Source organism: Microcoleus sp. Pol12B5 (assembly GCF_036701335.1).
Lineage (GTDB): Bacteria > Cyanobacteriota > Cyanobacteriia > Cyanobacteriales > Microcoleaceae > Microcoleus.
Window position 1 is genome coordinate 1 of record NZ_JAUBQQ010000113.1, and the last position, 8,566, is coordinate 8,566.

General features: G+C 46.1%; 13 protein-coding genes and 1 tRNA gene. 7 read left to right on the forward strand and 7 right to left on the reverse strand.

Going from position 1 to position 8,566, the window contains the following annotated elements; translation table 11 throughout:
- A partial coding sequence (locus QUA24_RS26055) for a hypothetical protein (RefSeq protein ID WP_333233232.1) occupies positions 1-234 on the forward strand: 234 nt, incomplete at its 5' end.
- 202 nt (positions 235-436) lie between these two features.
- Here QUA24_RS26055 and QUA24_RS26060 read toward each other — a convergent pair.
- A complete protein-coding gene (locus QUA24_RS26060; RefSeq protein ID WP_333233234.1) occupies positions 437-1,054 on the reverse strand; it encodes a TIGR04282 family arsenosugar biosynthesis glycosyltransferase in 618 nt (205 codons plus the stop codon).
- 159 nt (positions 1,055-1,213) lie between these two features.
- On the reverse strand, positions 1,214-2,182 hold the full coding sequence (gene nadA, locus QUA24_RS26065) for a quinolinate synthase NadA (RefSeq protein WP_333233236.1): 969 nt from the start codon (positions 2,180-2,182) through the stop codon (positions 1,214-1,216).
- A 211-nt stretch (positions 2,183-2,393) separates the two neighbouring features.
- On the opposite strand from nadA, the gene QUA24_RS26070 reads away from it, so the two are divergent.
- Entirely contained in the window at positions 2,394-3,311 is a 918-nt protein-coding gene (locus tag QUA24_RS26070; RefSeq protein ID WP_333233238.1) for a TIGR04168 family protein, read from the forward strand.
- Positions 3,312-3,345: 34 nt separating this feature from the next.
- A tRNA-Ser gene (locus tag QUA24_RS26075) sits at positions 3,346-3,430 on the forward strand.
- Positions 3,431-3,586: 156 nt separating this feature from the next.
- Here the strand turns inward: QUA24_RS26075 and QUA24_RS26080 are convergent.
- Positions 3,587-4,027, reverse strand: a complete 441-nt coding sequence (locus QUA24_RS26080; RefSeq protein WP_333233240.1) for a translation initiation factor — start codon at positions 4,025-4,027, stop codon at positions 3,587-3,589.
- 108 nt (positions 4,028-4,135) lie between these two features.
- Complete coding sequence (locus QUA24_RS26085; RefSeq protein WP_333213450.1) at positions 4,136-4,639, reverse strand: hypothetical protein; 504 nt, start codon at positions 4,637-4,639, stop codon at positions 4,136-4,138.
- A 285-nt stretch (positions 4,640-4,924) separates the two neighbouring features.
- Here QUA24_RS26085 and QUA24_RS26090 point away from each other — a divergent pair, with 285 nt between their 5' ends.
- Together QUA24_RS26090 and QUA24_RS26095 are read left to right on the forward strand one after the other, a co-directional pair.
- Positions 4,925-5,116 carry a hypothetical protein gene (locus QUA24_RS26090; RefSeq protein WP_333233242.1) on the forward strand — a complete coding sequence of 64 codons (192 nt, stop codon included), beginning with the start codon at positions 4,925-4,927 and terminating at the stop codon, positions 5,114-5,116.
- A gap of 36 nt (positions 5,117-5,152) precedes the next feature.
- Positions 5,153-5,671: a pentapeptide repeat-containing protein gene (locus QUA24_RS26095; protein WP_333233244.1), complete on the forward strand. Its 519-nt coding sequence runs from the start codon at positions 5,153-5,155 to the stop codon at positions 5,669-5,671.
- A gap of 171 nt (positions 5,672-5,842) precedes the next feature.
- On the opposite strand, the gene QUA24_RS26100 is transcribed toward QUA24_RS26095, so the two are convergent.
- The gene (locus tag QUA24_RS26100) at positions 5,843-5,965 is read right to left on the reverse strand and encodes a hypothetical protein (protein ID WP_006633228.1); all 123 of its coding nucleotides are present in this window, start codon (positions 5,963-5,965) and stop codon (positions 5,843-5,845) included.
- A gap of 20 nt (positions 5,966-5,985) precedes the next feature.
- On the opposite strand from QUA24_RS26100, the gene QUA24_RS26105 reads away from it, so the two are divergent.
- Together QUA24_RS26105 and QUA24_RS26110 are read left to right on the forward strand one after the other, a co-directional pair.
- The gene (locus QUA24_RS26105) at positions 5,986-6,597 is read left to right on the forward strand and encodes a DNA-3-methyladenine glycosylase (RefSeq protein ID WP_333233246.1); all 612 of its coding nucleotides are present in this window, start codon (positions 5,986-5,988) and stop codon (positions 6,595-6,597) included.
- A 49-nt stretch (positions 6,598-6,646) separates the two neighbouring features.
- Positions 6,647-6,946: a hypothetical protein gene (locus QUA24_RS26110; RefSeq protein WP_333027404.1), complete on the forward strand. Its 300-nt coding sequence runs from the start codon at positions 6,647-6,649 to the stop codon at positions 6,944-6,946.
- 65 nt (positions 6,947-7,011) lie between these two features.
- Here the strand turns inward: QUA24_RS26110 and QUA24_RS26115 are convergent, their stop codons facing one another.
- Together QUA24_RS26115 and QUA24_RS26120 are read right to left on the reverse strand one after the other, a co-directional pair.
- A complete protein-coding gene (locus QUA24_RS26115) occupies positions 7,012-7,365 on the reverse strand; it encodes a hypothetical protein (RefSeq protein ID WP_333233248.1) in 354 nt (117 codons plus the stop codon).
- 249 nt (positions 7,366-7,614) lie between these two features.
- Positions 7,615-8,566, reverse strand: a 952-nt coding sequence (locus QUA24_RS26120; RefSeq protein WP_333233249.1) for an IS4 family transposase, incomplete at its 5' end; no start/stop codon positions are given.

Consider the following 8,566-nt stretch of genomic DNA (forward strand, 5'->3'; position numbering starts at 1 on the left):
GATTTTCTGGCGACATACAGAATTAAGCACCCCGTGAGAGAGACGGGTTTTTTACCAAGCTTATCTGTTATTTGGGCAACTTCTTACGGCTGGATCGCCCTTACATTCAACCTTAACCTGGGAGGGCGAGTTTTGTACAAAACAAATCTGTTAATTGCTCCTTTTTTACACCGGCCCCGCGCCTACATGGGGCTTTTCTGTGGCAGGGAGTTTTGTACAAAACAGAGCTGTTAGTTGCTAATTTAGTTGGTAATTTTTGGTTTTTTCTCGCGCCTGGGACTATTGTCCCAAGCGCTGTCTAACTGCTACTGGGATGCAGCATTTGGTTAGACAAATACAATTACTATATTATGATCTTCTGGTTTCAGAATCAAGTAGTTTTATCTAATTTTATATGACAGTTTATAATACTTGAAATAGATTAAATATAGTTTAGTTATTTCAATATATTAATATGTAAACCGAGGAGGTCTTCGGGTCGATCGATATCTGCAAGAGTGGGAAGATAAGCAATATTGAGGTCTAGCTTTTGGGCGATCGCCCGCGTACAAGCAAATACTTCACTGGTTCCCCAGGGAATGCCACCGAACAATTCCGGTATCGATCGCCGCAACCCGATCAGATAATAACCTCCGTCTTTTGCGGGACCCAAAACTACATCGTGCTGGCTCAGTTCCTCAAAAGCTTGTGCCATGATTTCGGCTTTCAAATCAGGACAATCAGTGCCGATAATTGCTGTTTTCTTAACCCCTGAATTAAAAGACTTTTGAAACGCTGCTGTCATTCTTGCGCCCAAATCACCGTCTATTTGATTTTGACACGAAATATCACTTCCCAACCACTCTTGCATCAGTTGTTGGCTGCCGCCGGCTCGGTAAATTTCTACGGATAATCGGCGGGATGTTTGGAGAGAGAGCGCGCAGGCGATCGTTCGTTGGGCCATCAAGCGGTGAAGGTTGGCAGCGCCTGTTTTTCCCAGCACCGGAATTAGTCGAGTTTTGGTTGTTCCCGGTTCGGGATAGCGGGTGAAAACAATCAGTTTTTCTGGTATCATTTATTATTGTTGATGAGTTGTAAAGGAAGGAACTGCAGAGGAAGAGAAAGAGTTAACTACTGCTTCACGAATTGCCGAGTTTTTGGGTTAGGCAATGACTTAATTTAATCGCCGTGCCCAACCCAGCATACAATGTATTTACTGAAAAATAGCCACCAGTTAGCTCATTTCTAGCATTCGTTGGATGGGCTGCAAAGCTGCTAGTTGAATATCTAGGGGCATGGTAATTTCAGGCGTTTGATTTTTCATAGCTAGATACAACTTTTCCAAGGTATTTAATCTCATGTGCGGGCATTCATTACAAGCACAACTATTATTGTTGGGAGGAGCGGGAATAAAGCGTTTGTGCAGAGCTTGCTTTTGCATTTGGTGAATGATTCCCGGTTCAGTCGCGACAATAAAAGCTTGGCTGGAACTAGCTTGAGAATATTTGAGCAAAGCAGTGGTGGAGCCTATGTAATTAGCGTGGCGCAGCACGAGAGGTTCGCATTCTGGGTGAGCAATTATTTCGGCTTCGGGATTTTCGATTTTGAGTTGAACTATCTTTTTTTCTGAGAAGTTTTCATGGACAATGCAAGCTCCTTGCCAAATCTCCATGTTTCTGCCTGTTTGTTCCATGACGTAGCGGCCGAGATTGCGATCTGGTCCAAAAATTATCGGCTGATTTTCAGGAATTTGGTTGACAATTTTAACGGCGTTAGAACTGGTGCAAATTATATCGCTCATTGCCTTAATTGCGGCGGTACAATTAATGTAGGAAATTACTAAATGTCCTGGTCGATCGGCTTTGAAAGCTGCAAAGGCTTCGGGAGGGCAACTGTCGGCGAGGGAACACCCAGCATTTAAGTCTGGCAACAATACTAATTTGTCGGGATTGAGAATTTTTGCGGTTTCGGCCATGAAATGAACTCCGGCAAAAACTATGACTTCGGCGCTGGTGTTGGCGGCTTTGCGGGCAAGTTCTAGGGAGTCGCCAATGAAGTCTGCGATGTCTTGAATCTCGGAGTCTTGGTAATAGTGGGCGAGAATGACGGCGTTTAACTCTTGTTTGAGGGCGTTAATGGCTGCAAACAAGTCGTCGGGCAGTCGGGTTTGAGTAAAGTTCGGAGCAGGTGCGGTGGTAAACACAGTTAGAATATTCCGGGGAAGGTGGCGAAGACAGCTAAAGTGTATTTTGAATTATAGTTGAATTCACCAAAAACTGCTGGCTGTTCAGTGGAGCTCATCTAAAATCTCACATCTAAAATCCAAAATATGCTGCGGGAGAGTGCAAAAATTGGTCGCTGTTTCTTATGCTGAGTAAGAAGGGGCTAGGGATCGATCGCACATGACAAATCACATGAATAAAGCTAAATCTATCAAAATTGCGGTGGTGGGGGATGTTCACGATCGCTGGGAACCTGAAGACGGCGAAGCCCTGAAGCATCTGGGCGTTGATTTGGTGCTGTTTGTGGGGGATTTTGGCAATGAGTCGGTGGAGGTGGTGCGGGCGATCGCCCAATTGGACATTCCGAAAGCAGCGGTGTTTGGGAACCACGATGCTTGGTACACGGCGACGGAGTGGGGCCGCAGTCAGTGCCCTTACGATCGCACCCAAGAAAATTGGGTAAAACAACAGTTAGATTTAATGGGAGAAGCTCACGTCGGTTACGGGAAACGGGATTTTCCCGAATTGGGCGTAACTGTGGTGGGAAGCCGCCCGTTTACTTGGGGGGGATCGGAGTGGAAGTACGGGGATTTTTACTCGGAGTGGTTTGGGGTAGAAAGTTTTGAAGAGTCAGCACGGCGCATTGCAGAAGCTGCGGCGGAGGCGGACTGCGAAAATGTGATTTTTTTGGGTCACACGGGGCCGACGGGGCTGGGAGAGGCTCCTGAAGACCCCTGCGGGCGGGATTGGAAACCATTGGGAGGGGATTGGGGCGACCCGGATTTTGCGGAGGCGATCGATCGAACTCGTACCACAGGAAAGCACATACCGCTGGTAACTTTTGGTCATATGCACCACAAACTGCGGCACACGAAGCAGGAGTTGCGGAAGTCGCTGGAGGTGAGTGCGGAGGGTACAGTTTATTTGAATGCGGCCAGCGTACCGCGAATTGTCGAGAGAGAGTGCTCGAAATTGCGTAATTTCTCGATCGTCCTGCTGGAAAATGGAGCAGTGTCGGAAGTGTCTCTGGTATGGGTAGGCGAAGATTTCGGGGTAGAAAGAGAACAAATTCTTTATCGGCGCGCTGAATCTGCGGCTATTTGTAGTTAGAGACATTTGCTGGTATGATAAAATTTATGCACCGGGAGAGGTGGCAGAGTGGTCGAATGCGCCTGACTTGAAATCAGGTGAACCGCAAGGTTCCGTGGGTTCAAATCCCACCCTCTCCGTTTAACAATTCTCTTGTTCGTTAAGTGTTTCAGATTCTCTATCCTCTCAAGAGTTCGCTTTTCCGCTCATCTTTGGCTCACTCGCGGTATTTCCCCAAAAAAAACACCCCGGCAGGGGTGCTGTTGCTTACCAGGTAAATTTTCTAGCCCACTGAATTAACTAAACCCTTCCTCATCCGCTGGGTCGCCGTAGGGGTCTTCGCTTGCCGGGCTCACATTGCCGAACATTCCAGCATCCCCTACGTAGTCTGCGGGGTCGCCGTAAGGGTCTTCGCTTGCCGGAGTCACGTTGCCGTACTGTCCGTAGTCGGTACCGGCGTAGTCTGCGGGGTCGCCGTAGGGGTCTTCGCTTGCCGGAGTCACGTTGCCGTACTGTCCGTAGTCTGCGGGGTCGCCGTAGGGGTCTTCGCTTGCCGGAGTCACGTTGCCGTACTGTCCGTAGCCAGCCGGGTCGCCGTAGGGGTCTTGGCTGGCTGGAGTCACGTTGCCGTACTGTCCGGGATTTGAGGCATCTTCGTAATAGCCGTCAGGATCGACTTGCTCGCTGTCTGGTCCGACGATCGCATCTTTTAACTTCCGCAAAAATCCGTCTACCATGATAGAGTTCCTCTTTTTTATGTGTTGAAAAACGACTGTTTTAGATTGGGAATCCCAGATTTAATTGAACGTCACGGAACCTGCAATCTAAAATCTCAAATGGTTACACTACTGTGCCGGAACAGGAGCTGTAGCTTCCGGCAAGGTAGTAAGGTCTCGACCGGTATTTTGGTTGTTATACCCCTGGAATTCGCGGTAACGCACTGCCTCGGACTCCGGAACTTTAATTCCTCCAGGCGGGGGCGTTACCCAGTGAGCGCGATTCTGGGCATCGCGGTAGTAAACGCGACCGTTTTTGGAAAGGTAATGTTTTCCCTGCGGCCCCTTTTCTTGTTTATTTTTGTGCTGATTGTAGATGTAGTAAAGGGCGGCGGCTCCTGCTAAAGTAATCCCTACTTTTTGAGCATTGCTCAATCCTTTTTTCGCTTGTGGCGAAGGAGTGGAGGCACGATTAGTTTGCACTCCTCCAGCGCGAGTATCGTCAACAGGAGGCGGGGGAGCGGAACTTTCCTGGCTAGAACCGCAAGCAGTCACAAAGGGAAATGTCAGCAGCGTTGTCAGCAGCAGAGCCATGAAGCGCGATCTTTTTGGTTCGGGTTTGATTGTGTTCATTGCCGCTCCGAATTGTCGGGATTATAGGTAGGGTGTATTCTGGCGAGGTTTAGGAACCTGAGCTGCTGCCAACAGTTTTTAGAGTAAATTAATTTCTCAAAGCAATTTTTTTGACAAATGTAGTTGCTGAGAACTTAACAGCGCAGGTACGGTATTGCGTTTCTATTCAATCATGCTGTAATCTCTCGATGATTTACTCATTCCAGGGATATAAATAAAGTTTCTTTTATTTCAGTCTGGAGGTATATGCAAATGCGCGCCTTCGGGTAACAGTAAATTTCGTTTGTGGGCTGGTTAAAGCAAAGTGAAGCAGACGGAGGGGGCGAGTCCGAAACTCAAAGCAGCGCTGGCGGAGCAAAGGAGGCGGGATTTATAAGCCCGGCGGTGTTTAATTGCGGCAGAGTGCTTGTGGGAGATGCCTGCTTTTTTTTGGGAAATTCTGGAGAGGTCGATCGCACTCTTGGAGAAATCTATTAACCTCGACAGAAAGCCCCCCAAGCTTTTCGGATATTTATGAAATTAAAGAATTTAGTTACTGCTGGATTTTCCATCGCAGTTTTATTTACTGCGGTAAAATATCTAACATTTTCCAATCAACAAAACCAAGTCAAGGAATTACTGCAAACAAAACAGTGTCCCGAATGCAATTTCAGCAATGCCAACCTGAAGGGACTTGACTTACGAGGATTTAACTTGCAGGGTGCGAACCTCGAAGGTGCTAATTTGTCGGGAGCCAAATTAGCCAATGCTAACTTAAAAAATGCTAACTTGAATAGAGCCAACCTCACCGGAGCAGATTTGGGCTGTAGCGGCATTACTTTCAACCTTGATGCGAACGATCGAGGAGCAAACATGGATTTTAATGTCACCGCTGTTCCCGAAAAAAACAACCCAGAAAATGCAGTAGTTGGTTTCAACATGAAAACGAGCGATCGGGGAGCGACAATGCGTTTAAATCTGCCGGGATGCACTGACTTTGAGAATGCTAGCTTGCAGTCAGCTCAAATGCCAGATGGCACAATTCATCCTTAATTGCAGCAAATATAGCAATCTGCTCTCTCATCATTTCTCAACTTCTTTTCCTTTTTTCTGCTCTCTCTTTTCTCTTTCTCTGTGTCCTCTGTGGCCTCTGTGGTTCATAAATAAAACCGCCGTCTGAAAAACAGGCAGCGGTTTTTTAAGCAACTAACTGCACGCCTAAAATTAGTGAGCAGAACCGTTACCGTGATACTTGTCAGTATCATAGAATCCGTTTTTTGTGCCGAAGAACAGACAGCAAACGGTGAAAACTGCTGTCAAGACTGCTAAAACTAACTTAACGTCCATAATTTACCTGCTGTTGTTGAGTGAGTGCAAATACTCAGATTGTAGAATCTTTTTGGCTGGCGCGGCCATCTACCAGCGTAGCGCCAGATTTGCTCGGCTGTACTCTGGTGCGGCAGTTTCCTGACGGCGAGACAATTCGGGGAATGATTGTCGAAACCGAAGCTTACGGCCCGGGAGATCCCGCTTGTCACGCTTACCGACAGCGCACTCCTCGCAGTGAGGTGATGTTCGGGCCTCCGGGTATGAGCTACGTTTACTTAATCTACGGGATGTATCACTGTTTTAATGTGGTGACGGATGCAGAGGGAGTTGCTAGTGGTGTGCTGATTCGAGCTTTGCAGCTAGATGCGCTTCCCCAAGAATTCGCTGGAATTCCTGAGAAGAAGCGATCGCGCCTCGCCGCCGGGCCTGGGAAACTGTGTAAGGTGCTGGATATCGATCGAACTTTAAGCGGTTTTCCCCTGGGTGCAGGCCAACCGCTACGATTGGAACACCGGAGCGAGAACTTTCAGCAAGCTGTGGAGGAGGGTACAATAAATTTTGTGCAAACTACGCGGATCGGGATTTCTCAAGGAATTGATTTGCCTTGGCGGTGGTATGTAGGGAACTCTACCGCTGTGTCACAACTCTAGTAATCTCAAAGGTATCAGTGTAAATTTTGTCGCTTATCTCAGTGAAATTATGGCTTACTCTTCTGAAAATCCGATCGTACAACTCAAGAAATGCCTAACCCTGGTTCAGGATGTTAGCACTCACACCGAAGCTAACCGGGCCTTCGAGCAATTGTGCGGGATTATCGATGCTGAAAATCCAATGGCGGCGCAACTTTTGGAGATGCTGTGGGAAGAAGCAATTATGGCGAGGCGATCGGCTTTATTTTGGCAGCAAATGAGCGATGTTGAGAAAGATATGGCTAATAGAATGATGGAAAATATGACGCAAATGCGGCAAAACTATTTGCGGTTGATGCAGGAAATGTAGACAGTAATTGATAAATTCGTGTTTGTAGTGAGGACTCTAGTCCAATGGCACTGAAAAAGGCTTAATCACGCCCGCAGTTTAGCTTTCAAGACAGAGCGAGGTTCCTGCATTCGAGGATACGGTTTCGGCCTGCGTTTTAAAACTCTGGGTTCAGAACGCTCAGGTCGAATCGTGAGTAAATTAGTTGCCACCTGTTCCAAAAGTAATTGACGCCATTGTCGCTGTTGGCGTTTTCCTGTAGTTGCCAACAGCGTCAATAACAGATTAAACTGCTGCCTAGTTGATTGGAATGAGAGTTGAAAAACTGTATTTTTTGACGAAGATACAGCCTGCCACATAATGGTACGTAGTAAAGTGTAGGCTAATAAGTGTGTCCAGATTTCTTTTCTCACCATCACCGGAGTTTTAGCTGTTAACATCTCCATTTTTAACGTGGTTTTGAGAGAGCGTAAATTGACTTCTGCTGCCGACCAACGTAATCCATATAAAGAAGTCAACTTTTCAACAGTGTACCGCTTGGCATCTATAGCAATCCTAAATAATTTTCTCTATTTAGCTCAATCCTAAATGATTTTTTCTGTGTAAGTATATTGACGTATTTTGGGGAAATCAAATTTATGTTCGTTAGTGAAAAACTCAAACAAAAACCTGGGGGGTGACAAAGAGGTCTACGAGATAGACTGTATAAGGGTTGCGGCCCGCATACCTTGTTGATAAAAGCGGCGTTTATTGGGAGTTAACTTCATTAACTGTTCTACCTCGTCAGAATATTGTTCGAGATAATTGACCCACTTTTCTCCATCTAAACCAACACCAAATGTACTGCGTCTTCGATATCTTTTTTTGGGTTCTTTGCGACGAGATACATATTTTTGTACCTGCTTTTTTTTCAGTTCAGTGCCTTGAAATATTGCCCAAGTGTACGCAAGTGTCATGAGCAAAATCATGTTAATAAGTCGGTCTCCTTTTAAGCTGGTTCCTTCAAGATCGTAGCCTCCTGTTTTACAGTCTCGGAACATTTCTTCAATACCCATCCGCTGCTTATAAGCATTGATAGCTGCTGGCAATGACCCTAAATCTGTGAGTATAAACCACGCTTCATCAACCTTCCACCCCCCGTAGTTCCTTTTCCACTTACAAGCAAGATCAAATCCGGTCGCAGGTCGAGTTTTCCTCACTCTTTTACCTTGAAAATATAAAGAGGTTCCTGGCACTATTCCTAATTCATCTAATCGCTGCCAAACTAAATGCTCTGTTTCGATACAATGATTCTTCTTCAGTCTTAAGCAAAAAGATACACCCTTTTCCCTCAGCCAGTTTCCCAAATCGACAGAACAAAATTCACGGTCTCCTAAAACGATGACTTTATATTCGGAAAATAATGGTAAAACTTGCTGTAAATTGCCTGTTTGTGACTCGAAGTTACTGTTTCCCAATTTAGGCAACAGTGACCAGTATAATGGAATTGCTCTTTTTTCCCAGATTAGGCTCACCATAAAAAGATTAATGCTGCCCCATTGACTGCGGTCGATTGCAATTGATAAACGAGTACCAATGGGGCAATAAGTGGTCAACCAATAAGTAATTAAGGGGAACCAAATTAATGAGATAGTTAAGTTT